We start from the raw sequence: 26,369 nt of genomic DNA, 5'->3' as shown, positions 1-26,369 counted from the left end.
TTGATGAAAGGATTATGTACTTTTTTCGCCGTCGTCACCGTTGTGCTGGCTGCTGATTGCGTGGCGAAAGAGCCACCGACGCAGATAGTTTATCGGTTTGATGACCATCGATTTCTGGAGCTTAAAGGCTGGGACTGCGAAGGAGAACTCTGGTATACGGACACTAAACGAGGTATTCACACAACACCAGCCAGTCAGTTTTATCGAATTTTTACGCGAAAGTTTATCCATCCCTCTGAGAGGTATATAGCAATTACCAACTGGCGAGTGGATGGATTCCTTGTGTCGAAGGACTATGGTCAAACCTGGAGGGCCGTCGGCTTTTCTCCCGGTCATAATGAACCGAATGGAGATAACAGAGCGCCTGCTGAAGATGTTGTGTCGTTTACCGTCTTCAACGATCAGGGTTTTCTGCAGACCAAACACCGGCTGTATATGTCTTCAAAACCGTTTGATGATCCGCGCGTCGTGGCAGGTGGGTCTGGTATTACATACAAACTGAATGATGGCACCGTCCAGACAATTAGCCCCGACTTTCCAGGTTGGAAATGGGGAATGGTGTACTTTACTAAGGAATGGCTGAAAGGAAAGGTTGTAAGTCATGAACAAAACTATCAGGACCTGCCCGACAAAGTTCCGGAAGTGAAGAATTATACAGGTTGGGATCGTATGCGCTGTGACATGGATGCGGGGCGATAAGTGATGAAAGGATTATGTACTATTTTCGCAGTGTTCGCCGTTGTTCTGGCTGCTGATTGCGTGGCGAAAGAGCCGCCGACTCAGGTAGTTTATCGGTTCGATGACCATCGCTATCTTGAGTTAAAAGGGTGGGATTGCCAGGGGGAGCTCTGGTATGCGGATACTCAGAAAAAGATCCATTCGCAAATTTTTTCACAATTTTATCGAATATTTACCCGAAAATTTATTCACCCCTCTGAACGATATATTGCAATAACTGGTTGGGGTGCAGATGGCTTTCGCGTATCGAAAGATTATGGGAAAACCTGGGCAAGTGTACGCTTTGCGCCTGGTCATAATGAACCGAACGGTGATGATTACGCACCTTATGAAGACGTATTATCCTTCACCGTCGTGAACGATCAGGGTTTTCTGCAGACCAACCACCGGCTGTATATGTCTTCAAAACCGTTTGATGATCCGCGCGTCGTGGCAGGTGGGTCTGGTATTACATACAAACTGAATGATGGCACCGTCCAGACAATTAGCCCCGACTTTCCAGGTTGGAAATGGGGAATGGTGTACTTTACTAAGGAATGGCTGAAAGGAAAGGTTGTAAGTCATGAACAAAACTATCAGGACCTGCCCGACAAAGTTCCGGAAGTGAAGAATTATACAGGTTGGGATCGTATGCGCTGTGACATGGATGCGGGGCGATAAGTGATGAAAGGATTATGTACTATTTTCGCAGTGTTCGCCGTTGTTCTGGCTGCTGATTGCGTGGCGAAAGAGCCGCCGACTCAGGTAGTTTATCGGTTCGATGACCATCGCTATCTTGAGTTAAAAGGGTGGGATTGCCAGGGGGAGCTCTGGTATACCGATACAAAGCGAGGCATTCATTCACAGCCTTACTTTCAGTTTTATCGAATATTCACCCGCAAATTTATTCATCCTTCGAAACGTTATATCTCTATCCCAAACTGGGAGGTAGATGGCTTCCTTGTTTCGAAAGATTATGGCGAAACATGGAAGGCTGTTGGCTTTTCTCCCGGACATAATGAACCCAATGGTGATAACAGAGCGCCTGCAGAAGATGTCGTGTCTTTCACCGTCGTCAACGATCAGGGTTTTTTACAAACCAAACACCGGCTGTATATGTCGTCAAAGCCGTTTGAAGATCCACGGATTTTACCTGGTGGGCCAGGGATTGAATATACCGTAGATGACGGTATGGGAGGCATAGTAAACGGAAAATTAGAAGCCCGTTCTCCTGGGTGGGCCTGGGGGATGATTTACATGACCAGGCAAGGGCTTGAGGGGAGCACGCAACAGCTTAAGACGAACTGGCAAAATTTGCCCGACACAGTCCCCGATGTAAAGGGTTACACCGGCTGGGATCGAATGCGCTGTGATATGGACGCGGGGCGATAAGTGATGAAAGGATTATGTACATCTCTCACAGTTGCCGCTGTTGTATTAACTGCAGAATGCCTGGCGAAAGAGCCGCCGACGCAGATAGTTTATCGGTTTGATGATCATCGATTTCTGGAGCTTAAAGGCTGGGACTGCGAAGGAGAACTCTGGTATACGGACACTAAACGAGGTATTCACACAATACCAGCCAGTCAGTTTTATCGAATTTTCACGCGAAAATTTATTCATCCTTCTGAGAAATATATAGCAATTACCAACTGGCAAGTGGATGGATTTCTTGTTTCAAAAGATTATGGCAAAACCTGGAAGGCGGTTGGCTTTGCGCCCGGACATAATGAACCGAATGGAGATAACAGAGCGCCCGCAGAAGACGTGGTGTCTTTTACCGTCGTCAACGATCAGGGCTTTTTACAGACCAAACATAGGCTGTATATGTCTTCAAAACCGTTTGAAGATCCGCGCATTCTGCCTGGTGGCCCAGGGATTGAATATACCGTGGATGACGGTATGGGAAGCAAAGTAAATGGGAAAATAGAACCCCGTTTCCCAGGGCCAGCCTGGGGGATGGATTACATCACCAAACAAGCACTGAAAGATAATACAGCCCAATTTAAAGCAAACTATCAGGATTTACCCGACAAAGTCCCCGAAGTGAAGGGTTACACCGGCTGGGATCGGATGCGCTGTGATATGGATGCAGGACGATAAGGAGATAGAAATAATGAAAGGTGTCATTCGAGTAAACGACCCGCTGGTAAGCGGTGGAAAAGTAACGACAGCTTCCGGTGCGCCCTTTATGGGCAAACCCGTGGCCCTCAGGGCCGATCTGGTGACTTGCCCTTTGCACAGAGGGACATTTCCAATAAATGAATGTCATCCCACCTGGACTATGCGCGGCAGGGGGGTTGTGGTGGATGGTTGTCACGCGGCCTGTGGTTGCGAAATCAAAAGTACCTTGCCTGTCGCGGGGGCTGCGTGATGAAAGAGTGGTGGTTATTCAAGAAACAGCCAGATGCAGATACCGATGTGCCAGTCGCGGTTATTATTGTCCTGTATGTTGTCGCCATAGGAGCGAGCCTGCTGATCAGAGCTTTAACCTGGCCTGAAAAGGAACAGGTTACTGCCATTTTTTTTGTGCCTTCAGTTATTTTACCCTTTTGCCTTGTCTCTGTGATTGTTTATGTAGCGTTCATGTTTCATGACGCCAATATTCACTATTTTGAAACTCGTAAATTCATTGCAAAAGAGCGGGAAATTCATTTAAAAGCTTATGCTCGAAAAAATGTGGCTATTGCAGCATGGTCTGCCATCACTCCGCTGGAGCAACCGGCACTGAACATGTTGAAGCTGGAAGGGGAGTTTCCACTGGCGCCGAAAACACCGGTAAAAATTCTGCTGGAAGCGCTTTTCGACCAGACGCGCAATGAACAGGTATTTTGCCGCCTACTGGCTCCGATGGCCGAAAAGCTGAAGGGATACAATTACCGGGTTTTTGAAACCATTGTCTGGGTTCGCGGAGGGAATGAAAATTGTATAGAAGAGCTGAGGCGCTCGCTGGACCGATTAGGTGTGGTTCATGCCAGTACCTGCAAAATTGAATACAGCACTGAATGTCCCGATTATGCACTTATCAGCAAATGGACCAAACTGTCAGATTACAGGGTTGAAAACCGATTATTGGTTATCGTTGATTTACATGAAGAAGAAAATGAATCAAAGAACATGGAAAATGCTTGTGCATTCCTGCTGACCAACCATTATGTCCGGGAGGAAGGTGAAAAACCGGTTTATCTGTATCAGCCCATGGCCGGTGTGACAGATGTTGAGGCAAAAATGCCGATCTATCTGGAGGCAGGCTCGGTACTTACACCGAAAACGCTCTGGCATACCGGGCTGCCCCGTACTGAGAAATACCCGTTAATGCAGGTTCTGGATGAAAGGGGGCTGGCATCGGAGCGGCTGGATGTAGATGCCTCTTTCGGCGAAAAGAGTGCCGGGTATCGGTGGCTGGCGCTGGCTTTGGCGGCAGATGCGGTGAAATATGCCCAAGGGGAGCAGTTGGTGGCCTGTTCAGAAAAAAACAAATTTTGTATTACTGCACTCTCTTCCCAGAAAACCAGTATCCCGGCAAACCTTGAATGGGGAAGCTGGAGTAATCCACTTATGCCTTCGGTTATGGCTGCATTTTTCTGTGTAATTTCATTCTTTGCATATCAGATTACTTTCTCAGATAAAAATGTCCCGCTATCTCTTTGGGGGCTTATTGCGAGTATCTTTATCCCTTTCGTCGGGTTTATTAGCATAGGCTGCTTAGCGTTAGTTATAAAAACCAATGAAGCATATAGGGACATGGGATATTAGTGTGCAGCTGAATCAAAAGATCTGTTTCCCGAATTCAGACCGTCATCAGGATTTGCCGGGCGGCGCTGCGCTTGCCCGGCCTACGGCTTCTGTACCCTTGTAGGCCGGGTAAGGCGCAGCCGCCACCCGGCGATTCATACATACAGCTCCGGATGCGCTTCAAGCATCGCCAGCATATTATCCCGAATCTCATCCTGCGCCCCGGCCATCCACACCGCCTCCAGCGGCATCCCCATCTGCTCCGCACCGTTCAGCTGCACAAATTTCACGCCCGGCATCAGATAGCGGCTACTCCAGGCGGGCACAATCGCCAGACCAATACCCGCTGCCACCAGGTTGATAATGGTCTGCTTCTCGCCCGCCATCTGTGACACTGTCACTTCTATCCCGGCGTGATGGAAAAGATTCATGGTCAGGTCGTGGCTGTGCGGGCGCGAGCGCCGCTCCGGCAGGATCATCGGCATCCCTTCCAGCTCCGCGATATCGACCTTCTCCCGGTCAGCAAACGGATGGCTGGCGGGCAGGGCGAGAATTCCCGGCTCATTGCATAAAAATGCCCGGCCAAACTGGGCGTCGAGCTGGGCAGGCGGGCGGATAAAGACCAGATCCAGCCTGCCGCTTTTCAGCTTCGGCAGCAGATGCACGGTCTTATCTTCGAAAAGCTGGATCTCCACATCCGGGTAGTGCTGGCGGAAGAGATGCAGCAGTCCGGGCAGCAAACCGATGGCCGCGCTGTCGATGGTGCCGACGCGCAAAAGCGGCTGCGCCCGGCGTGGATTTTGACGAAATTGCAACATAATCGCGTCGGCATGGGCGAGCAGCTTACGTGCCTCTTCCCGCAGCAAGACGCCATTCTCCGTCAGCGCCACCCGGCGGGTCGAGCGGGTAAATAGCCTCGTGCCAAGTGCTTCTTCTAAAAGACGAATATTCCTTCCCAGGGCGGAGGGCAGCATATCCAGGCGCTGGGCCGCCTGACCGAAATGCAGGGTTTCGGCTACCGCCAGGAAACAGCGCAGGTGTTGTAGTTCCATTCTGGCTCGCTCTCGATTATTGCATTTTTTTGTATAAACCGATGCGCATGATCATGCAAGAAATATCAGCATACTCATCAAGGCAGCCCGACTGCGTACCCTACAAAATAATTATGAGGAACACCTCACATGACCTGCACAATCGAACAACGGGTAATGCGCAAAATCACCTTGCGCATCGTACCCTTCATCATGCTGTTGTACTTCATCGCCTTCCTCGACCGCGTGAATATCGGTTTCGCGGCGCTCACCATGAACGCCGACCTCGGCTTCTCCCCGGCAGTGTTTGGTTTCGGTGCCGGGATCTTCTTTCTCGGCTACTTCCTGTTTGAGGTGCCCTCCAACCTGATCCTCCACAAGGTCGGGGCGCGTATCTGGATTGCCCGGGTGATGATCACCTGGGGGCTGGTCTCCGGCGCCATGGCTTTCGTGCAGGGTACGACCAGCTTCTACACCCTGCGTTTTCTGCTCGGCGTGGCGGAAGCGGGCTTCTTCCCGGGGATCATCCTCTACTTAAGCTACTGGTTCCCGGCGCAAAAGCGCGCCCAGGTGACGGCCATCTTTATGGCGGCAGCACCCATTTCCACCGCCCTCGGCTCGCCGATATCCGCGGCGCTGCTGGAGATGCACGGCATGATGGGCTTCGCCGGCTGGCAGTGGATGTTTGTTCTCGAAGCGGTGCCGGCGGTGATCCTCGGCGTGGTGGTGCTGTTCTGGCTCACCGATCGCCCGGAAAAGGCGAAATGGCTCAGCGAAGAGGAGCGTGGCTGGCTGATTGCCACCCTGCAACGCGAGCAGGCGGCGAAACAGGCCACGGCCCAGCACAGCGTCTGGAAAGGGTTGCTGGATAAACGCGTTCTCGCCCTGTCGCTGGTCTACTTCGGCACCTCCGCCGGACTCTATACCCTGGGCATCTGGTCCCCGCAGATCATCAAAACCCTCGGCGTCTCCTCCATGACCGTTGGCCTGCTGAATGCGATCCCGGCGGTGCTGGCGGTAGCGGCCATGGTGCTCTGGGCGCGTCATTCCGACAGAACCGGCGAACGCTCCTGGCACGTAATTGCCGCCTGCATTGTGGCTGCGGCAGGGCTGTTTATGGCGGGCAGCACGGCAAGCATCGTTGGGGTGATCCTCGCCCTGACCATCGTTAACTGCGGCATCAGCGCCTCCAAGCCACCGCTGTGGAGCATGCCAACCCTGTTTCTTTCCGGTTCGGCGGCGGCGGCGGGGATCGCCACCATCAACTCCCTCGGCAACCTGGGCGGCTTCGTCGGTCCGTTCATGATTGGCCTGATCAAGCAACAGACCGGCAGTTACGCCTGGGGGCTGTGGTTTGTCGCCGGGCTGCTGATCCTCTCTTCACTGGTTGTGCTGTGGCTCTCGGCATCCAGCCGTAAAACGCAGGCCAACGAAACATTAATTCAGTCAAAACATTAATTTAAGGAAAAAAACTATGAAAGATTACGCCATTGCAGCCATCCCCGCAGACGGTATCGGCCCGGAAGTGATCACCGCAGGGGTTGAGGTCTTACACGCCCTGGCCCAGCGTCAGGGAGATATGCGTTTCTCAGTACATACCTTCGAGTGGGGCTCGGACTACTACAAAGCCCACGGCGTGATGATGCCGGAGGACGGGCTGGAGCAGTTAAAAGCCTTTGATGCCATCTACTTTGGCGCGGTGGGTGCTCCGGACGTGCCGGATCACATCACCCTCTGGGGGCTGCGTCTGCCGATCTGCCAGGGCTTCGATCAGTATGCCAACGTGCGGCCAACTAAAATCCTGCCGGGCATTCAGTCCCCGCTGCGCAAGGCGGTACCCGGCACCCTCGACTGGGTGATCGTGCGTGAAAACTCCGAAGGGGAATATTCCGGCCACGGCGGTCGCGCGCACCGCGGCCTGCCGGAAGAGGTGGGCACCGAGGTGGCGATCTTCACCCGCACCGGGGTGACGCGCATTATGCGCTACGCCTTTCGCCTGGCGCAGTCGCGTCCGCGTAAGCTGTTAACCGTCGTCACCAAGTCCAACGCCCAGCGTCACGGGATGGTGATGTGGGATGAGATCGCCGCCGACGTCGCCCGCGAATTCCCGGACGTCACCTGGGACAAGATGCTGGTGGATGCCATGACCGTGCGCATGACCCTGCACCCGGCGTCGCTGGATACCATCGTGGCGACCAACCTGCACGCCGATATCCTCTCCGACCTGGCCGGGGCGCTGGCGGGCAGTCTGGGGGTCGCGCCGACCGCCAATATCGACCCGGAGCGTCGTTTCCCGTCGATGTTCGAACCGATCCACGGCTCGGCCTTTGATATTACCGGCAAGGGTATCGCCAACCCGGTCGCCAGCTTCTGGACCGCGGCGCAGATGCTGGAACATCTGGGGGAAGGGGAAGCTGCCGCGCGCCTGATGGCGGCGGTGGAGCAGGTCTGCGCCGAAGGGATCATGACCCCGGACGTGGGCGGCACGGCCAACACCCGCGAGGTCACCCAGGCGGTGATCCGCGCCATTGCAGAAGGCTGATCTATGGCACAACACGACGATAGCGCCCTGCGAGGGGCGCTTACTGAGATCTTTATGGCGGCGGTGAAAAGCGCCGACCCCCATGAGGCGCTGATTAACGCCCTGCCGGCGAAACCGCACGGCCGCTGCATTGTAGTCGGTGCCGGGAAAGCCAGCGCCGCCATGGCCGCCGCGCTGGAGGCCGCCTGGCCGGATGTCGATCTGCAGGGCGTGGTGGTGACCCGTTATGGCCATGCCGCCTCGACGCAAAAAATTCGTATCGTCGAGGCGGCGCACCCGGTCTCCGATGCCATGAGCGAAGTGGCCTCAATGCTGATGATGGAGCAGGTGAAGCACCTCACCGCCGACGACTGCGTGATCGCGCTGATCTCCGGCGGGGGATCGTCCCTGCTGGCCCTCCCGCGCCAGGGCATTACCCTGGCCGATAAGCAGGCGGTAAACAAAGCGCTGTTGAAGAGCGGGGCGACCATCAACGAGATGAACACCGTGCGCAAGCAGCTGTCGGACATCAAAGGCGGACGTCTGGCGCTGGCGGCGCTGCCTGCCAGGGTGATGACGCTTATCATCAGCGACGTACCGGGTGACGATCCCCAGAGCATTGCCTCCGGCCCGACGGTGGCGGACAGCGCCACGCCAGAAGAGGCGCTGGAGATTATCGCCCGCTATGGCCTGAAACTGCCGGAGCCGGTAATGCGGGTGCTACGCACCCCGCGTGCCCCGGTGACGACAGCAGAGATTGACGAGGATATCCGCCTGATCGCCACCCCCTCCGGCGCGCTGGCCGCTGCCGCAGCCGTGGCGCAGAAGATGGGATACACACCGCTGATCCTGGGGGATGCCCTGGAAGGGGAAAGCGCGCAATTAGGTATCGTGATGGCCGGGATTGCGAAATCCGTGAAACAGCACGGCCTGCCGGTAGAAGGCCCGGCGGTGCTGCTGAGCGGTGGAGAGACCACGGTGACGATTGGCGATACGGGATGTGGCCGCGGCGGGCGCAACACCGAGTTCCTGCTGGCGCTGGCCTGTGCCCTGAAGGGCGAGGCGGGGATTTACGCCATCGCCGGGGACAGCGACGGCATCGACGGCACCGAGGATGCGGCGGGAGCGATAGTGACGCCGGATACGCTGGCTCGCACCGCCCTGGATGCTAAGGCGATGCTGCGCGGGCATGACAGCTATAGCTACTTTGCCGCCGCAGGCGATCTGGTGGTGACCGGCCCGACATTAACCAACGTGAATGATATCCGGGTGATAATGATCGCCTGACAGGAGCAGTGCCGGGCGGCGCTGCGCTTGCCCGGCCTACAACGGCACCGGCCCCGTAGGCCGGGTAAGGCGCAGCCACCACCCGGCGTTTTTTCAACAATTTGCGAGGCTGCTTCCGGGAATGCCTCTTGCCGTCTCGTCTGTATCGCAGTATCTTCTTGTTGCGCTTGCAAAATCAGGCGTCGGGATTAGCCTCCTGCAACCTTAGTGACGGCGCAAAGCTTCATTTGCGCCGTGCGACCTGCTACACCTCAATGGTGGGCTGGACGGGGGCGCTGCAAAGCGCGCCGGTGTCACTAAGGCCGGTAAGGCTAACTCCGTTCAGTTCACCACCAGCGAGATTAGCCTCTCCTGTGGTGATGTAAATTAATCACTTAGTGAGGTTGCCAATATGGCTACGACCCTAACCCCAATTCACGCATTAATTACCAGACCCTTCAACCATCTTACCGATTTCATCGAGCTTGCAGATAACTGCGAACGCTACGTTGAAGCGATGGTAGAAGCCGACGATCCCCGAGATAAACTGGCTCTGTGCGGACGGCTGTCTACCAGCCTCTCTCTGCTGATGCCGACGCTTAACGAGCCCATTCCTCCGGAAATGGTGGATGTGTTGACCATTGATACGCTGCCCACTCATCTCCCCGTGTTCGAGCCGGAAACCGATACTCTGTGCCGGTACTGTCAGGAACTCACTCAGTTGACAATGAGTGGCATGCTGACAAGCGAGCAGCAGCGCGTTATCGAAGATTTGCTGTTTGACCTAGTGAGTTATTTTACTTACAGGCTGAAAGCTCCGCGCTGGCTGAGGACAGAGCAGGGCGATGTATTACTTTGAAAACGATAAAATTTACTTCTTAATGCTTAGAGTATCTGGCATGAAAATGAATCTCTGAATTTAATTCGGCCAACATGTATATCGAAGAGTCGTTAGGTTGTGATATTCACGAAACACCCTTACAGTTATTATCTATAAGGGTGTTGATTTTATCTCTTTTTCAGTGATGCAGTTATATAAACGATGATGGCTACGATGAGTAATGATAAAATGCAGAGGGAAAGGAAATAATATTTATCCCATGTATCACCAGGGATGACATCTGTAAAGATTCTCACCAAACTATAGGCTTTCATTTCTGGTATCAGTAAAAATAAGGCCGCTAACACCAGGGTGTATAGCAGCGCTTCCCCAATCCATAATAACACGTAATGCAGTGGCTTCATTAATACACCTGTATAGTACCGAAAGCAGTTAATGAGGACGTTACTTGTATGGTTGGCGTTTTAAGCAAAGCATCGCGTAACAGCATAAAATCTGATAGACGCGGCAAGGTAATACAACCTTCGCTTACGCCTTTATAACCAGCGGGATGCAAGCGAAAGTGTCCTCTTTCTACCTGTCCTGTGAACGTAATATCATCAATCTGTGCGTCATGTCTGTACAAAGCAAACCATACTGACCTGTCCGAACCGGATACGAACGATGCAAAAGCATCACTCAACCCTGTTAGTGCACCACCTGTACCACGTGTAACAATGTAGTATAAACCTGGCGGTAGCGGTCCGATAGAAGGGATTGCAATATCATTAGCATTGTTGCGTGATGTGCCTGTACCAGAATAAGCCGGAAAAAAACCTATTCCGGGGCAGCTCAGATTACTTAGTTGATTCCCATTTAGATGGAAAGTGCATTGGATCATCGTTCATTCCAGCTATCGGAGAAAATGACATTCCCATCACAATACTTCCATGTTATTTTCTCATATCGTAAGGATACTGCTTCCAGATGATTATGCTTTTCAGTTGTTGGATTTTTACAATCGTGCATCATGGGGCAAATTGAAATAACCTTAACGTTCTCAAGTAACATATTGAAGTACTCTTCCTCTTGTCCTGAGTGATTAATTTTATACCATTTCAATTCTACGCTTTTTAGTGTCTGCCCCTGAGCTACAGCCTTGTATATATATGGGCTTGAGGAATCAAATTCTTTCTGAAATGTTAATGGCGCATGTAAGCGCGTTCCGGTGATTTTGCCTGTGCTATTATCAGTCGGTAAGTGTAATCCATGACTAAAACCCAGAACCTCAATGCTTCCTTCACGATCTTTAACATCAATCGATCCTTTAATATCAGCTCCACCATCGTCTTTCATCCATAAGTAAGCTGGAATTGCCATTTGTGTAATCCTTTAATTAGTTGATAAACGAAAAAAAGCCTACATACATTAAGGTTAATTTGCAAAAACATTGATCCCGAAAATAAATAAGGTTTTTTTATTCGTTTAAACAAAGTTGATTCATGCGGGCTAGCCTGCATCGAACTCCTGGCGTTGAAATGTTCTCAGTACATTCACCGCAGAATCACCCGTCCCCCCTTTGACAGGGCACTACACTGATCTACATACCTGCGCGCGCTAACCCAGCGCGTGTTTGTCATGTCCATAAAATAAGGATGCATCATGATCCGGCCTATTCCTCTCGAGCGTTATCGCAACATCGGTATCTCCGCGCATATTGATGCCGGTAAAACCACCACCACCGAGCGCATCCTCTTCTACACCGGGGTGAGCCATAAGATGGGGGAGGTCCACGATGGCGCGGCAATCACCGACTGGATGGCGCAGGAGCAGGAGCGGGGGATTACCATCACCTCGGCGGCGGTAAGCTGCTTCTGGTCCGGCATGGATCGCAGCTATGAGCCGCACCGGATCAATATCATCGACACCCCCGGCCACGTCGATTTTACCATCGAGGTGGAGCGCTCCATGCGGGTGCTCGACGGGGCGGTAATGGTCTATGACTCGGTAGGCGGGGTACAGCCGCAGTCGGAAACCGTCTGGCGGCAGGCCAATAAGTACCGGGTGCCGCGTATCGCCTTTGTCAACAAAATGGACCGTCCGGGGGCCGATTTCTTCCACGTGGTGCAGATGATGATCGACCGGCTGAAAGCGCACCCGGTACCGATTGTCATCCCCATCGGCGCGGAAGAGCATTTCACCGGGGTGGTGGACCTGATCCACATGCGGGCCATCATCTGGGATGACGCTACCCAGGGGATGACCTTTACCTATGCCCCGGTGCCGGATGACTTAAAGGCCACTGCCCGGACCTGGCGGGATAAAATGGTCTCTGCGGCGGCGGAGGCCAGCGACGAGCTGATGGATAAATACCTCGACACCAACGAGCTCGACGAGGCAGAAATTATCCGCGGCTTACGTAAACGGACGGTGGCCGGGGAGATCCAGCCGATGCTCTGCGGCAGCGCCTTTAAAAACAAAGGGGTGCAGCGAATGCTCGATGCGGTGATCGAGCTGATGCCGTCCCCCCTCGACGTGCCCGCTATCGACGGCGTAGATGAAAAAGGCCAGCACGCCGAGCGCCACCCTAATGATGACGAACCCTTCTCGGCGCTGGCGTTCAAGCTGATGTCCGACCCCTACGTCGGTCAGCTAACCTTTATCCGCGTCTACTCCGGGGTGCTGAAAAAGGGCGACGCGGTCTTTAACCCGGTAAAAGGCAAGAAGGAGCGGATCGGGCGTATCGTCCTGATGCACGCCAACGACCGGCATGACGTGGAGGAGCTGCGCACCGGGGATATCGCCGCCTGCGTCGGGCTGAAAGATGTCACTACCGGCGATACCCTGACCGACCCCAACGCGGCGATCACCCTTGAGCGGATGGCGTTCCCGGACCCGGTGATCTCCCTCTCCATCGAGCCAAAAACCAAAACTGACCAGGAGAAGATGGGCATCGCCCTGCATCGTCTGGCGGCGGAAGATCCCTCCTTCCACCTGCATACCGATGAAGAGTCCGGTCAGACGATCATTTCCGGGATGGGCGAACTACACCTGGAGATCATCGTCGACCGCATGAAGCGGGAGTTTGGCGTCGAGGCCAACATTGGTCGCCCGCAGGTGACCTACCGGGAAACCATTCGCAAAGCGGTGAGCGACGTTGAGGGCAAGTTTGTCCGCCAGTCCGGTGGGAAAGGACAGTATGGCCACGTGGTGCTGAGCCTTGAGCCGCAGGCGCCGGGCAGCGGCTTTACGTTTGTCGATGCCACCAAGGGCGGGGTGGTGCCCCGGGAGTATATTCCGTCGGTTGAGAAAGGGCTGCGGGAAGCGATGAACAGCGGGGTGCTGGCGGGCTATCCGGTGGTGGATATCAAAGCGACCCTGACTTTCGGCTCTTATCACGATGTCGACTCCTCGGAGATGGCCTTCCGCATGGCGGCGATCTTTGGCTTTAAGGACGCAGCGCGCAAGGCCGACCCGGTGATCCTGGAGCCAATGATGCATGTGGAGGTGGAAACCCCGGAAGAGTATGCCGGGAACATTATGGGCGATCTCTCCTCCCGGCGCGGGCTGGTGCAGGGGATGGAGGAGCGGTTCGGCAGCCAGATTATTCGCGCCGACGTGCCGCTGGCGGAGATGTTCGGCTACGCCACCACGCTGCGCTCCATGTCCCAGGGGCGGGCCACCTACAGCATGGAGTTCCACCACTACGCCGAAGCGCCGCGTATCGTGGCCGATGAGATCATCGCCGGGCGGTCGAAAAAGTAGGCCCGTGGGGTGAACCATGAAGCGTCTGCATTATGCTCTCGCCGCACTCATGGCACCCCTGTTACTGCTGGGGTGTGTGGTGATGTCTGGCACCAGCAAAACCGACTTTGCCGCCACCCGGCAGGCGGATCTCGTTTTTATCGGCCTGCCGGCACCGCTGAACTGGCTTGCCGCCGGGATGCAGGGCACCACATTCCCGGTTTCAAGCCAGCTGTCGCTCACCGCCGCGCACGTCGCGGTGCCGCTGCTCAAGCCGGTCAGAGCCCAGCATCCCACCTGTGATGTCGCGGTAATTGGCGATAACAACCGCGGCAAGATCGTCCATCAACTGGCCTGGGCCCGGGCCGGACGCAACGTTACGCTGTTTGGCTATAGCGCCATCAACAGTTTGCCCAAATCCAGCCGGGGCAAAATCGACGGCTTTGTGAAGCGCAACGGCTGCTACTACGGCATCATTACCGGGGCGGGGGCGGTATCGGGCATGTCCGGCGGACCGGTAATAGACAGCCTGACCGGGGAGACGGTGGGGATCATCACCAACGTCATCCCCGGCAAGGGCGCGGTGGCCTTTGTGGCGGTGCAGGACTTTACCAACCTGCTGGACCGCATGCGGATCCCTTATAAGACCTATTAGACGATATTGACTACAGTGCAGGACCTGCAACGCCGGGTGGCGGCTGCGCCTTACCCGGCCTACGTGTCCCGTGCTCGTGTAGGCCCGTGCAAGCGCAGCGCCGCCGGGCAAAATCCGGCACCTGAATAAACACCGGTTATTTCACTCAGGCGCTTTCACCTGCTTCCCGCTGGTCGCAAAGGTGCCTGCGCCCAGGTGGTGCAGGGTGTTGCGCTTGTCGTCGTCAAACTGCCAGCGTCCGGCCACGAACGCCCGTTCATCGGCGGCGGCTGAGACCACCTCGCCAAACAGAGTGTCATACTTTTCTGCCGCGGAGGTGGCGGGCAGCAGACGGCACTCCATCCACGCCAGGCACTTCTCTTCAATGACCGGCAGCCCCAGCACCGGACCGTTAATCACCGGAATCCCGTAGCAGTTGAACTTATCCTCATCGCGCCCGCTGACGCTGCCCACGGCCCAGGTCCAGTTAGTCGCCGCCACGCCGGGCACCACGATCCCGAACATGCCGCTGCGCTCAATCAGCTCCCGCGACCAGGCGCTTTTATCCACCACGATGGCGATCCGTGGCGGCTCGAACTCCACCGGCATCGACCAGGCGGCGGCCATGACGTTGCGTCGGTCCAGGCTGTCGTCGCGGCTGGTGATCAGGATGGTCGGGCCGTGATTTAACAGGCGGCTGGCGTGCATTAACTCAACGGGGCGGAAGTGGCTCATAGAAATTCCTCATCAATAGCATCAGAGCATTAAACGTCTGAAAGCCACCGGAAATCAATACGCAACAAAGGTGTCATGTTTTCGCAACACAAGCTGCCTACAGTGGCGGGCATCAAATCCCAAAGAGGATAACAAGATGCTCACTTCCATATCGCTTAAAGGCGTGTCGTACGCTTTTGGCGCGAATACCGTATTGAATCAAATCGATCTGCATATCGAGCCGGGTAGCGTGGTTGCGCTGCTGGGGCCGTCGGGCTGCGGCAAAAGCACCCTGCTGCGTCTGCTGGCGGGGTTAACCCAGCCTGCACAGGGTGAGATCCATTTTGGCGATCGCCTGGTGGCGAAAAGCGGATGGGCGCTGTCGCCGGAAGCTCGGGACATCGGCATGGTGTTCCAGGATTACGCCCTCTGGCCGCACATGACCGTGGCGCAGAATGTGATGTTCCCGCTGAAGATGCGCCATGTTCCGCGTCAGGAACGCGAAAGCCGCGTGGCGCAGGCACTGGATCGCGTCGGCTTAAGCGCTTTTGCCGATCGCAAGCCGGCGGGGCTCTCGGGCGGACAGCAACAGCGCGTGGCGCTGGCCCGGGCGATTGTCGCGGAACCGAGAGTGCTGCTGTTTGACGAACCGCTCTCTAACCTCGACAGCGAGCTGCGTAGCGCCTTATGTCACGAGATGGCGTCACTGCTGCGCCAGCTCGGCACCACCGCCGTCTATGTTACCCACGACCGCCGGGAGGCTGAAATCCTGGCCGATCGCATCGTGCATTTGTCTGCTGGCAGCGTCGCTGCCGATCGTTTGATTACCACCTCAGGGGAGTTCGCATGAAAGCTACAATGTCCGTTAGAAAAGGAGTGCTGTTAGCCATGGCGTTATCGTCCGTTATGATCTCCAGCGCCCACGCGCTGACCGTCTACACTGCCGGGCCCGGGTCGCTCGCCAAAAACCTGGCCAGCGGCTTTGAAAAGAAAACCGGCGTGAAGGTGGATATCTTCCAGGCCACCACCGGCAAAGTGATGGCCCGCCTCGAAGCGGAGCAGGCTAACCCGCAGGCCGATATTCTGATCTCCGCTTCCTGGGATACCGCGGAAGATCTGCACAACCGCGGCTGGCTGTTGCCGTACCAGAGCGCCAATGCGGCTAACGTGCCTGCGGATCTGAAATCAGAGGACTTTGTCGCCCAGGGCGTCTCGGCGCTGGGCATCGTCTGGAACACCAAAAGCGGCACCCCGGAACCGAAAGAGTGGCGCGATCTGACCACCGCCGCCTTTAAAGACAAAGTCACCACCCCGGACCCGGCGCTGTCCGGTGCTTCTCTCGATCTGCTGATCGGGTTGCAGAATGGCATGGGCGACAAGGCCTGGAGCCTGTTTGATGAGCTGAAAAAGAACGGCATGGTGGTAAGCGGCCCGAACGCGCAGGCGGTCACCCCGGTGATGCAGGGAGCCAAAGCGGCGGTGTTCGGCGCGGTGGATTATGTCTCGTATGGCAACATCAGCCAGGGCGAATCACTGAAGGTGATCTTCCCGGCCAGCGGCACGGTGATTGCCCCGCGTCCGATGATGATCCTCAAATCCACCCAGCATGCGGATGACGCTAAAGCCTTTGTGGATTACGTTCTCTCCCCGGAAGGTCAGGCGATGGTGGCCGACGCCTGGCTGATGCCCGCCCGCGGCGACGTGCAGGCCAAACGTCCGCTGCTTAACGACCTGAAAATTCTGCCGACCAAAAGCGATGGCAACAGCGAGCGCAGCGATATCCTCAAGCGTTTCAACACGCTCTTCACCTTATAATCAGGCGACGGGGGCAACCCCGTCTTCAGGACGGCTTCGTGAATCCTAAATATTTATCGGTAACGACGCTGGGATTATTGCTGATCCTGGTGGCGTTTCCGCTCACCTTTATTCTGCTCCAGGCGGTGTTTCCGCACCTCAGCGCCGGACAGTTCTCCGGGGCGTTCAGCGGCATCAGCCAGCTACTGGCGGAGCCGCAACTGCCGGGCATGTTGGGGGGTACGCTGCAAATTGCCCTTGGCGTCGCGCTGGTCAGTGCGCTGATCGGCTTTCCCCTCGGCGTGGCGCGCGGGCTGTTTAACCTGCCGCTGCCGAGGCTGTGGGATCTGCTGTTTCTGATCCCGTTTTTAACCCCGCCCTATATCGCCGCGCTCTCCTGGATGCTGGTCCTGCAAACCAACGGCTATCTGCAACAGATCACCGGGGTCAACCTCAACGACCTGCTGTTCAGCAGGAGCGGGATCGTGCTGGTGATGGCGCTGAATATCTTCCCGGTGGTCTATTTTGCGGTGTCGCGCAGCCTTCTGGCGAGCGGCCAGCGTCTGGCGCTGGTGGCCCGCGTTCACGGTGCCAGCCCCGGCCGGGCGTTCTGGCATATCACGCTGCCCATGCTTTCGCCGTCGCTGGCGGCGGGGATGCTGCTGGCCTTTACCCTGGCGATTGAAGAGTTTGGCGTGCCTGCCGCTCTCGGCACGCGCGCTGGCGTGGTGATGCTCACCACCGATATCGAGAAAAAGCTGGCGGACTGGCCGATCGATCTTTCGGGCGCATCGATGCTTTCCGTGGTGCTGGTAGTTATCGCCCTGAGTGCCTGGTGGCTGCAGAAAAAGCTGACCGGGCATCAGGATGTGACCAGCATTACCGGCAAACCGACCGAGAATATGGGCGCCAGCGCCGGGATTTTTACGCTGCCGGTTATCGCTGTTTTTGCGCTGACCGGGTTTATCGCGGTGATCCTGCCGGGGGCGTCGATGGCGCTGTCCGGGGTGCTGGGAACCCTGTCTGGCGGGGTGACGCTGGATAATCTGACCGGCGGGCACTATGCGGCGCTTTTCAGCCAGCAGGGGGATGCGCTGTCGGCGCTGGGCACCAGCCTGTCGCTGGCGCTGGGGGCGGCCTGTATTACCGGCGTGCTGGGCCTGCTGGCCGCGTGGCTGGTGGTGGTGCAGAAGATCAAAGGGCGCGGCGTTCTGGATGCGCTCTCCCTGATGCCTGCCGCCTTGCCGGGCGTGGTGGTCGGGGTGGGGCTGATCCTGCTGTGGAACCGTCCGTTCTGGCCGGTCTCGCCCTATAACAGCTGGGCGATATTGCTCCTGTCCTACTGCTGCCTGTTGTTGCCGTGGCCGGTGCGCTATGTCGGCAGCGCGCTGCGCCAGCTGGGAGGGAATCTTGAGCCTGCCGCGCGGGTGCATGGCGCCTCGGCGTTGCAGGCGCTGCGCTTTATCGTGTTGCCGCTGGTCTCCCCGGCGATGCTGGCGGCGATGCTGATGGTGTTTGCCATCGCCTCGCGCGAGCTGGTGACGTCGCTGCTGCTGGCCCCGGCGGGCACACAGACCGTCTCGGTATTTATCTGGCGGCAGTTCTAGCAGGGTTCTGTCGGACAGGGAATGGCGATGGCGACCCTGACGCTGCTGACCGGGCTGGTGCTGATGCTAACGGCGCTCGGGATCATGCAACGCACCACGCGCGGATAAAAAGCACTTTTGAAACAGTGACTGGGGTAAATTAGTTTATAAACAAGGAAAACTGTAAAAAGGAAACTGATTATGACCCCGTTTTTGACCGCTTATCTCGCCCGTACCGGCTGGCAGCAGCCGGTTTCTGCGGACATCGCCACCCTGCGGGGCCTGCACCTGCATCACAACAGCGCCGTCCCGTTTGAGAATATCGATGTGGTGCTGCCGCGTGAAATCCAGCTCGACGAGCAATCCCTGGTGGATAAGCTGGTCACCGCCCGCCGCGGCGGGTATTGCTTTGAGCAGAATGGGTTGTTCGAGCGGGCGCTGCGTGAGGTGGGATTCCATGTGCGCAGCCTGCTGGGGCGGGTGGTACTGGCGAATCCGGCCCAGATGCCGCCGCGCACCCACCGTCTGCTGCTGGTGGAACTGGAGGGCGAACGCTGGATCGCCGACGTCGGTTTTGGCGGGCAGACCCTGACCGCGCCCATCCGTTTGGTCGCCGAAGAAGAGCAGGCGACGCCGCACGGCCTGTACCGGCTAATCAACGACGGTTGCGACTGGGTGCTACAGTTCCGCCACCACGAGCACTGGCAGTCGATGTATCACTTCGATCTCACCGCGCAATACCAGGCCGATTACGTGTTGGGCAACTTCTGGTCAGCGCACTGGCCGCAATCCCATTTCCGTCATCATCTGCTGATGTGCCGCCATCTGCCGGACGGCGGCAAACTGACCCTTACCAACTTCCACTTCACCCACTGGCAGGACGGCCACGCCCTGGAGCAGGTTAACCTGCCGGATGCAGAAGCACTTTATCAGGTGATGCAGGAGCGATTTGGGCTGGGGGTGGATGATCCGAAGCACGGCTTTACGCTGGCGGAACTCACGGCAGTGATGGCCGGGTTTGAAACCCATCCGCAGGCGGGGAAATAGCCTGCAACGCCGGGCGGCGCATGCGCTTGCCCGGCCTACGGTGTGGTGCGCTTTTCAGGCCGGGTAAGGCGCAGCTGCCACCCGGCGTGGCTGGGGGCTACCTTCGCGACCGCACCAGCTGATAACGCCGCGTAATATACTCAAACGGCGCGCTCCAGACGTGTACCAGCCGGGTGAAGGGGAAGATCAGGAAAATGGTCATCCCCAGCACCAGATGGACGCGGAAAATAAAAGCCACGCCGCTGAGCATCTCCGATGAGCCGCCGCGGAAGGTGACAATCCCCTGGGCCCATCCCACCAGCTTGAGCATCTCACTGCCGTCCGGGTACTGCGCCGAAAACGGAATGGTCGTCAGGCCGAGCACGCACTGGATCAGCAATATACTCATAATGACGATATCCGGCGTGGTCGACGTGGCCCGCACCCGCTGGTTAAACAGGCGGCGGTAGAGCAGCATCGAGCCGCCAATCAGCGTCAGCACCCCGCAGATCCCCCCGGCGATCATCGCCAGCTGCTGTTTCACCGCCATCGGCAAAAACCAGGCGTACATCCAGTGCGGGGTCAACATCCCGAACAGGTGGCCGAAGAAAATTCCCAGAATGCCGATGTGGAACAGATTAGAGCCCCAGTTCATGCCGCGCTTATCCAGCAGCTGGCTGGAGGAGGCGCGCCAGGTATACTGGCCGTAGTCATACCGCAGCCAGCTGCCGAGGAAAAAGACCGCGGCGCAGATGTAGGGGTAAATATCGAAGAAAAAGACGTTCAGATGGTGTGTCATTTTGGGCCTCCGGCGCTGACGTCCACGTACTGAGGTGCGACGTCCTGGCTAAAGCGTCGTTGATACTGCTGCATCGGCGAGCTGTCGCAGGCCGTGGCGTTATCTTCAATAAACTTCACCTGTTCCTCTTCCCAGACCGCATCCAGTGCCTGGCGGGTGTCATCCCGTTTTTCGCCTGCCACCTGCTGCGTGACACTGTCACTTGATAGCTTGCTGCCTGCGAATTTCAGCAGGGCGTCGAACAGCTGATACTGCATCACCTCCCGCTGTTTTAATCGCCCGCCAATCAGCGCCAGGATCGGCGCCACGTTTTGCAGTCCCTCTTGCGCCTGCGCCTCGGGCAGGATGCTCAGATACTCCAGATAGAGCGGCAGATAGTCCGGCAGTTCGCGGCAGTCGAGCTGCAAGCCGGCCTGCTCGTACTGGTTCATCAGGTCGACCATCGCCTGGCCGCGATCCCGGGATTCAGCATGAACATGCTCGAACAGCAGCAGCGAGGTGGCACGCCCGCGCTCGAATACCTCGCACCACTCGGCCTGCCGGTCAAGCAGCGGGGCGTTGAGATAGTGCTCTGCAAACGGCATCAGCCTCGGCGCGTCCTGCGCCACCAGGGCGAGGGCTTCGTCGCGGCTCTCCCACAGCGCCTCGTCCGGGTACTCAATCAGCAGGGCGATAATTTTGAGGATCTGCATTACTCTCCCTCCCCATGTTCGCGCACCTCGGTGATGTTGATAGCGTCGATGCGGCTGCTGTTGAACAGATTGAATTTGGTGTCGGAGCCGTGGCAGCCGTCACCGAAAGTAAAGCCGCAGCCGTTGCGCTCCGGGAAGGCGTCCCGGGCCATTTCCCGGTGGCTGGTCGGGATCACGAAGCGATCTTCGTAGTTGGCGATGGCGAGATAGCGGTACATCTCCTCTACCTGTTCCACGCTCAGACCCACCTCTTCGATAGCGCGGGTATCGGTCACCCCCTCTACGGTCTGGGAGCGCTTATAGTGGCGCATCGCCATCATGCGTTTCAGGGCGCGCAGTACCGGGCCGGTATCGCCCGCGCTGAGCATGTTCGCCAGGTACTGCACCGGAATGCGCAGGCTTTCCACCGCGGGGAGGATGCTGTCGGTCTGCGGCAGGCCACCGGCATCGGCGTAAGACTGGATCGGTGACAGCGGCGGAACATACCAGACCATCGGCAGGGTGCGGTATTCCGGGTGGAGCGGCAGGGCCAGCTTCCAGTCCATCGCCAGTTTGTAGACCGGGGAGCGCTGGGCAGCATCAATCACGTTCTGGGGGATGCCCTGTTTCAGCGCCTCTTCAATCACCGCCGGATCGTTCGGATTGAGGAACACGTCGCACTGACGTTCGTAAAGATCGGTTTCATGCTCGGTGCTGGCCGCCTCCTGGATACGGTCTGCGTCATAGAGCAGGACGCCGAGATAGCGGATGCGCCCGACGCAGGTCTCCGAGCAGACGGTCGGCTGGCCCGATTCGATACGCGGATAGCAGAAGATGCATTTTTCCGACTTGCCGCTCTTCCAGTTGAAGTAGATTTTTTTATACGGACAGCCGCTGATGCACAGGCGCCAGCCGCGGCATTTGTCCTGGTCGATCAGCACAATGCCGTCCTCTTCACGCTTGTAGATGGCGCCGCTCGGGCAGGTCGCCGCACAGCTTGGGTTCAGGCAGTGTTCGCACAGGCGGGGGAGATACATCATGAAGGTATTTTCGAACTGGCCGTACATCTCCTTCTGCATCCGGTCGAAGTTGCGATCCCGGGCGCGTTTCTCAAACTCGCCGCCCAGCAGCTCCTCCCAGTTTGGCCCCCACTTGATTTTATCCATGCGCTTGCCGTCAATCAGCGAGCGGGGACGGGCGGTAGGGAGATGTTCGCTCTCTTTGGCCCGATGCAGATCCTGGTAGTCGAAGGTAAAGGGCTCATAGTAATCGTCGATCTGCGGCATTTGCGGGTTAGCGAAGATTTTGGACAGCACCCCCAGCTTGCCGCCCAGCCGCGGGGTCAGCTTGCCGGAGATGCCGCGGATCCAGCCGCCTTGCCACACCTCCTGGTCCTCCCAGTTTTTCGGGTAGCCGATGCCCGGCTTGGTTTCGACGTTGTTAAACCAGGCGTACTCCATCCCTTCGCGCCCGGTCCAGACGTTTTTGCAGGTCACCGAACAGGTGTGACAGCCAATGCATTTATCGAGATTTAACACCATGCCGACCTGTGAGCGTATTTTCATTTTTTCGCCTCCTGTACCTGGTCGTTACCTTCGCCATCCAGCCAGTTAATGTTTTTCATTTTGCGGATCATGATGAACTCGTCGCGGTTAGAACCTACGGTGCCGTAGTAGTTAAAGCCGTAGGCGAGCTGAGCGTAGCCGCCAATCATATGGGTTGGTTTCGGGCAGACGCGGGTCACGGAGTTATGAATGCCGCCGCGCCGTCCGGTCACTTCTGAACCGGGGATGTTCAGAATGCGCTCCTGGGCGTGGTACATCATGGTCATGCCCGTCGGCACGCGCTGGCTGACCACCGCCCGGGCGGTGAGCGCCCCGTTGGCGTTGAAGGCTTCTATCCAGTCGTTATCCTCAATGCCCAGCTCCCGGGCGTCGGTTTCGCTCATCCAGACGATGGGCCCGCCGCGCGACAGGGTCTGCATCAGCAGGTTTTCGCTGTAGGTGGAGTGGATGCCCCATTTCTGGTGCGGCGTCAGGAAGTTGAGCGCCTTCTCCGGGAAGCCGTTCGGCGGAATTTCGCGCATATGGCTGACGCTGCGGGTATCAATCGGTGGACGATAGGCCACCAGGCTTTCGCCGAAGGCGCGCATCCACTGATGATCCTGATACAGCTGCTGACGCCCGGAGAGGGTGCGCCACGGGATCAGCTCGTGTACGTTGGTGTACCCGGCGTTATAGGAGACATGCTCGCTCTCAATGCCGGACCAGGTCGGGCTGGAGATAATCTTGCGCGGCTGGGCCTGAATATCGCGGAAGCGGATCTTCTCGTCCTCTTTGTTCAGCGCCAGATGGCTGTGTTCGCGCCCGGTGAACTCCGCCAACGCTTCCCAGGCTTTGACCGCCACCTGGCCGTTGGTTTCCGGGGCGAGGGCGAGAATAACTTCCGAGGCGTCAATGGCCGTCTCAATGCGCGGGCGGCCTTTCGCCGGGCCGTCGAGCTTGACGTAATTGAGCTTGCCGAGGAAATCGACCTCATCCTGGGTGTTCCAGGAGATGCCTTTCCCGCCGTTGCCGAGCTTGTCCAGCAGCGGGCCGAGGGCAGTGAAACGCTCCCAGGTATCCGGGTAGTTACGTTCGACCACGGCGATAGTCGGCGCGGTTTTACCGGGGATGAGATCGCATTCACCCTTGCGCCAGTCGGCGATGTCAAACGGCTGGGAGAGCTCCGCCGGGGAGTCATGCTGTAACGGCTGCAACACCACGTCGGTTTCAGTGCCCAGGTGGCCGACACAGACCTCAGAGAAGACTTTGGCGATGCCCTTGTAGATCTCCCAGTCGCTGCGTGACTCCCAGGCCGGATCGACGGCGGCGGAAAGGGGATGAATAAACGGATGCATATCCGAGGTATTCATATCGTCTTTCTCATACCAGGTGGCGGTGGGCAGGACGATATCCGAGAACAGGCAGGTGCTGGACATGCGGAAATCGAGGGTGACCAGCAGATCCAGCTTGCCCTCAATGGCGGCGGTCTGCCACTCCACCTCTTCCGGCTTCACCTCATCGGTGGTGCCCAGATCGTCGCCCTGAATGCCGTTTTCGGTGCCCAGCAGGTACTTGAGCATGTACTCATGCCCCTTGCCGGAGGAGCCGAGCAGGTTCGAGCGCCAGACAAACAGGTTGCGCGGGTGGTTATTGCCGTTGTCCGGCTGCTCGCAGGCCATACGGATATCGCCCGATTTCAGCGCCTGGGCGGTGTACTCCTGGGGCGACATGCCAGCCACATCGGCCTGAGCCTTGATGTGCAGCGGGTTGAGGTTGAGCTGGGGGGCGGAGGGGAGCCAGCCCATCCGCTCGGCGCGCACGTTAAAATCGATCAGGTGGCCGGTGAACTTCGAGGCGTCCGCCAGGGGGGAGAGCAGCTCCCGGGCGGTGAGTTTCTCATAGCGCCACTGGCTGGCGTGGTTGTAGAAGAACGAGGTGCTGTTCATCTGCCGTGGCGGGCGGTTCCAGTCGAGGGCAAAGGCCAGCGGCAGCCAGCCGGTTTGCGGGCGCAGCTTCTCCTGGCCGACATAGTGCGACCAGCCGCCGCCGCTTTTACCCACGCAGCCGCAGAAGACCAGCATGTTGATCATCCCGCGGTAGTTCATGTCCATGTGATACCAGTGGTTGACCCCGGCGCCGAGGATAATCATCGACCGGCCATGGGTTTTATGCGCGGTGTCGGCGAACTCCCGGGCGATCTGCTCGATATGACGACGCGGTACGCCGGTGATCTGCTCACCCCACGCCGGGGTGTAGGCTTTGATCTCGGCGTAATCTTTGGCCGCGAGGTTATCCTCCAGCCCGCGGTCGAGGCCGTAATTTGCCAGTATCAGATCGTAGACGCTGGCGACCTGCAGCTGGCGGCCATCGGCGAGGGTCAACGTTTTCACCGGCAGCTGGCGCACCAGCACCGGCTCCTGCTTCACGCTGCGAAAATGCGGGTTCTCATTGCCGCCAAAGTAGGGGAAGGCTACCCCGGCGACGCTGTCGTGAGTGCCCAGCAGAGAGAGCGCCAGTTCGGTCTCGTGGCCTGCCGCCAGCGGCTCGAGGTTCCATTTGCCTTTTTCACCCCAGCGGAAGCCGATAGAGCCGTTCGGCACCACCAGATCGCCGGTGGTGGTATAGGCGACGGTTTTCCACTCCGGGTTGTTGGTTTCACCCAGCCCGTCGGCGAGATCGGCGGCACGCAGCATCCGACCCGGCACCAGGCTGCCATCCTCCCGCGGATCGAGCATCACCAGCATCGGCATGTCGGTGTAGCGGCGGCAGTAGTTAAGGAAGTAGTCGCTCGGGTTATCGATATGGAACTCTTTCAGGATCACGTGGCCCATCGCCATGGCTAAGGCGCTGTCGGTGCCCTGTTTCGGCGCCAGCCACTGGTCGCTGAGCTTCGCCACTTCCGAAAAATCGGGGGTGATGGCGATGGTTTTGGTGCCCTTGTAGCGCACTTCGGTGAAGAAGTGGGCGTCCGGGGTACGGGTCTGGGGCACGTTCGACCCCCAGGCGATGATATAGCTGGAGTTGTACCAGTCGGCGGATTCCGGCACGTCGGTCTGCTCGCCCCAGGTCATGGGTGACGCAGGCGGCAGGTCGCAGTACCAGTCGTAGAAGCTCAGGCAGGTGCCACCCAGCAGGGAGAGATAGCGGGTGCCTGCGGCGTAGGAGACCATCGACATCGCCGGGATGGGCGAGAAGCCCGCCACCCGGTCCGGGCCGTAGTGTTTGATGGTCCAGACGTTAGCGGCGGCGATAAGCTGGTTCAGCTCTTTCCAGTTTGAGCGAACAAAGCCGCCGTGGCCGCGGGCCTGCCTGTAGCTCTGGCGCTTTTGCGGGTCGTTCTGGATGGCGTTCCAGGCCAGCACCGGATCGCTGTGCTGCGCCAGCGCCTCGCGCCAGAGCTCAATCAGCTTCTTGCGCACCAGCGGATACTTCAGGCGGTTGGCGCTGTAGAGATACCAGGAGTAGCTTGCCCCGCGCGGGCAGCCGCGCGGCTCGTGGTTCGGCAGGTCGGGGCGAGTGCGGGGATAGTCGGTCTGCTGCGTTTCCCAGGTCACCAGCCCGTTCTTGACGTAGATTTTCCAGCTACAGGAGCCGGTACAGTTTACGCCATGGGTGGATCGCACAATTTTATCGTACTGCCATCGCTGGCGATAGCTGTCTTCCCAGTCGCGGTTGGTGTGCATCACCTGACCGTGTCCATCGGCGAAGGTGTCGCCTTTGAGTTTGAAATAACGAAAGCGATCCAACAATTTACTCATGACATTTCT

Annotated in this window: 24 protein-coding genes and 1 pseudogene; 16 read left to right on the top strand and 9 right to left on the bottom strand. The window is 57.5% G+C overall.

Annotated features, from left to right (window positions below; all coding sequences use genetic code 11):
• Positions 1–3: 3 nt before the first annotated feature.
• The 6 genes from GNG29_RS11260 to GNG29_RS11235 are packed head-to-tail and all read left to right on the top strand — an operon-like array spanning position 4 to position 4,473.
• Positions 4–699, top strand: a complete 696-nt coding sequence (locus GNG29_RS11260) for a hypothetical protein (protein WP_156654526.1) — start codon at positions 4–6, stop codon at positions 697–699.
• A gap of 3 nt (positions 700–702) precedes the next feature.
• On the top strand, positions 703–1,398 hold the full coding sequence (locus GNG29_RS11255) for a hypothetical protein (RefSeq protein ID WP_156655478.1): 696 nt from the start codon (positions 703–705) through the stop codon (positions 1,396–1,398).
• A gap of 3 nt (positions 1,399–1,401) precedes the next feature.
• Positions 1,402–2,109 (top strand): hypothetical protein, encoded by a 708-nt coding sequence (locus tag GNG29_RS11250; RefSeq protein WP_156655476.1) that lies wholly within the window; start codon positions 1,402–1,404, stop codon positions 2,107–2,109.
• A gap of 3 nt (positions 2,110–2,112) precedes the next feature.
• Positions 2,113–2,820 (top strand): hypothetical protein, encoded by a 708-nt coding sequence (locus tag GNG29_RS11245; protein ID WP_156655475.1) that lies wholly within the window; start codon positions 2,113–2,115, stop codon positions 2,818–2,820.
• Complete coding sequence (locus GNG29_RS11240) at positions 2,807–3,091, top strand: PAAR domain-containing protein (protein WP_409201132.1); 285 nt, start codon at positions 2,807–2,809, stop codon at positions 3,089–3,091. The genes GNG29_RS11245 and GNG29_RS11240 overlap by 14 nt, the downstream gene beginning before the upstream one ends.
• Positions 3,091–4,473: a hypothetical protein gene (locus GNG29_RS11235; protein ID WP_231736630.1), complete on the top strand. Its 1,383-nt coding sequence runs from the start codon at positions 3,091–3,093 to the stop codon at positions 4,471–4,473. The genes GNG29_RS11240 and GNG29_RS11235 overlap by 1 nt, the downstream gene beginning before the upstream one ends.
• Before the next feature lie 134 nt (positions 4,474–4,607).
• On the opposite strand, the gene GNG29_RS11230 is transcribed toward GNG29_RS11235, so the two are convergent.
• Positions 4,608–5,504 (bottom strand): LysR family transcriptional regulator, encoded by an 897-nt coding sequence (locus GNG29_RS11230; protein ID WP_156654523.1) that lies wholly within the window; start codon positions 5,502–5,504, stop codon positions 4,608–4,610.
• A 129-nt stretch (positions 5,505–5,633) separates the two neighbouring features.
• Here GNG29_RS11230 and GNG29_RS11225 point away from each other — a divergent pair, with 129 nt between their 5' ends.
• The 4 genes from GNG29_RS11225 to GNG29_RS11210 all read left to right on the top strand — a co-directional run bounded on the left by GNG29_RS11225 (position 5,634) and on the right by GNG29_RS11210 (position 10,129).
• Positions 5,634–6,941 (top strand): MFS transporter, encoded by a 1,308-nt coding sequence (locus GNG29_RS11225; protein WP_156654522.1) that lies wholly within the window; start codon positions 5,634–5,636, stop codon positions 6,939–6,941.
• A 16-nt stretch (positions 6,942–6,957) separates the two neighbouring features.
• On the top strand, positions 6,958–8,025 hold the full coding sequence (locus tag GNG29_RS11220) for a tartrate dehydrogenase (RefSeq protein ID WP_103179663.1): 1,068 nt from the start codon (positions 6,958–6,960) through the stop codon (positions 8,023–8,025).
• Positions 8,026–8,028: 3 nt separating this feature from the next.
• On the top strand, positions 8,029–9,291 hold the full coding sequence (locus GNG29_RS11215) for a glycerate kinase (RefSeq protein WP_156654521.1): 1,263 nt from the start codon (positions 8,029–8,031) through the stop codon (positions 9,289–9,291).
• Between the two features lie 391 nt (positions 9,292–9,682).
• Positions 9,683–10,129 carry a hypothetical protein gene (locus tag GNG29_RS11210; RefSeq protein WP_103179661.1) on the top strand — a complete coding sequence of 149 codons (447 nt, stop codon included), beginning with the start codon at positions 9,683–9,685 and terminating at the stop codon, positions 10,127–10,129.
• Between the two features lie 149 nt (positions 10,130–10,278).
• Here GNG29_RS11210 and GNG29_RS11205 read toward each other — a convergent pair whose 3' ends face one another.
• Genes GNG29_RS11205 through GNG29_RS11195 form a run of 3 tightly spaced genes read right to left on the bottom strand, consistent with a single transcriptional unit; the run spans position 10,279 to position 11,470 of the window.
• Positions 10,279–10,515 (bottom strand): hypothetical protein, encoded by a 237-nt coding sequence (locus GNG29_RS11205; RefSeq protein WP_103179660.1) that lies wholly within the window; start codon positions 10,513–10,515, stop codon positions 10,279–10,281.
• Positions 10,515–10,991, bottom strand: a complete 477-nt coding sequence (locus tag GNG29_RS11200) for a DUF2778 domain-containing protein (protein ID WP_103179659.1) — start codon at positions 10,989–10,991, stop codon at positions 10,515–10,517. Before GNG29_RS11200 ends, GNG29_RS11205 begins: the two co-directional genes overlap by 1 nt.
• Entirely contained in the window at positions 10,988–11,470 is a 483-nt protein-coding gene (locus tag GNG29_RS11195) for an Hcp family type VI secretion system effector (RefSeq protein WP_156654520.1), read from the bottom strand. The genes GNG29_RS11200 and GNG29_RS11195 overlap by 4 nt, the downstream gene beginning before the upstream one ends.
• A 282-nt stretch (positions 11,471–11,752) precedes the next feature.
• Between GNG29_RS11195 and fusA the strand changes: the two genes are divergently transcribed.
• Both fusA and GNG29_RS11185 read left to right on the top strand, forming a co-directional pair.
• The gene (fusA, locus tag GNG29_RS11190) at positions 11,753–13,855 is read left to right on the top strand and encodes an elongation factor G (protein ID WP_156654519.1); all 2,103 of its coding nucleotides are present in this window, start codon (positions 11,753–11,755) and stop codon (positions 13,853–13,855) included.
• 16 nt (positions 13,856–13,871) lie between these two features.
• Complete coding sequence (locus GNG29_RS11185) at positions 13,872–14,489, top strand: trypsin-like peptidase domain-containing protein (protein WP_103179657.1); 618 nt, start codon at positions 13,872–13,874, stop codon at positions 14,487–14,489.
• 141 nt (positions 14,490–14,630) lie between these two features.
• Here the strand turns inward: GNG29_RS11185 and GNG29_RS11180 are convergent, their stop codons facing one another.
• Positions 14,631–15,203 carry a flavin reductase family protein gene (locus GNG29_RS11180; protein WP_156654518.1) on the bottom strand — a complete coding sequence of 191 codons (573 nt, stop codon included), beginning with the start codon at positions 15,201–15,203 and terminating at the stop codon, positions 14,631–14,633.
• A 136-nt stretch (positions 15,204–15,339) separates the two neighbouring features.
• Here GNG29_RS11180 and GNG29_RS11175 point away from each other — a divergent pair, with 136 nt between their 5' ends.
• The 4 genes and pseudogenes from GNG29_RS11175 (at position 15,340) to nhoA (ending at position 19,609) form a co-directional block, all read left to right on the top strand.
• Complete coding sequence (locus tag GNG29_RS11175) at positions 15,340–16,032, top strand: ABC transporter ATP-binding protein (RefSeq protein ID WP_103179655.1); 693 nt, start codon at positions 15,340–15,342, stop codon at positions 16,030–16,032.
• Positions 16,029–16,997, top strand: a complete 969-nt coding sequence (locus tag GNG29_RS11170) for an ABC transporter substrate-binding protein (protein ID WP_156654517.1) — start codon at positions 16,029–16,031, stop codon at positions 16,995–16,997. Before GNG29_RS11175 ends, GNG29_RS11170 begins: the two co-directional genes overlap by 4 nt.
• 38 nt (positions 16,998–17,035) lie before the next feature.
• A pseudogene (locus tag GNG29_RS11165) lies at positions 17,036–18,691 on the top strand (ABC transporter permease).
• Between the two features lie 72 nt (positions 18,692–18,763).
• On the top strand, positions 18,764–19,609 hold the full coding sequence (gene nhoA / locus GNG29_RS11160; RefSeq protein WP_156654516.1) for an N-hydroxyarylamine O-acetyltransferase: 846 nt from the start codon (positions 18,764–18,766) through the stop codon (positions 19,607–19,609).
• A 97-nt stretch (positions 19,610–19,706) separates the two neighbouring features.
• Here nhoA and narI read toward each other — a convergent pair whose 3' ends face one another.
• From narI to GNG29_RS11140, 4 genes are read right to left on the bottom strand one after another with little or no spacing between them, the layout of a single operon-like run.
• Positions 19,707–20,387: a respiratory nitrate reductase subunit gamma gene (gene narI / locus GNG29_RS11155; protein ID WP_156654515.1), complete on the bottom strand. Its 681-nt coding sequence runs from the start codon at positions 20,385–20,387 to the stop codon at positions 19,707–19,709.
• Positions 20,384–21,079: a nitrate reductase molybdenum cofactor assembly chaperone gene (gene narW / locus GNG29_RS11150; RefSeq protein WP_156654514.1), complete on the bottom strand. Its 696-nt coding sequence runs from the start codon at positions 21,077–21,079 to the stop codon at positions 20,384–20,386. Before narW ends, narI begins: the two co-directional genes overlap by 4 nt.
• Positions 21,079–22,623 carry a nitrate reductase subunit beta gene (narH, locus tag GNG29_RS11145; RefSeq protein WP_114314924.1) on the bottom strand — a complete coding sequence of 515 codons (1,545 nt, stop codon included), beginning with the start codon at positions 22,621–22,623 and terminating at the stop codon, positions 21,079–21,081. The genes narW and narH overlap by 1 nt, the downstream gene beginning before the upstream one ends.
• Positions 22,620–26,360 (bottom strand): nitrate reductase subunit alpha, encoded by a 3,741-nt coding sequence (locus tag GNG29_RS11140; protein ID WP_156654513.1) that lies wholly within the window; start codon positions 26,358–26,360, stop codon positions 22,620–22,622. The genes narH and GNG29_RS11140 overlap by 4 nt, the downstream gene beginning before the upstream one ends.
• Positions 26,361–26,369 lie beyond the last annotated feature (9 nt).

The organism is Leclercia sp. Colony189 (genome assembly GCF_009740165.1).
Lineage (GTDB): Bacteria > Pseudomonadota > Gammaproteobacteria > Enterobacterales > Enterobacteriaceae > Enterobacter.
Note: the sequence above shows the minus strand (reverse complement) of the source record. Positions and strands in the feature narration are given on the sequence as shown.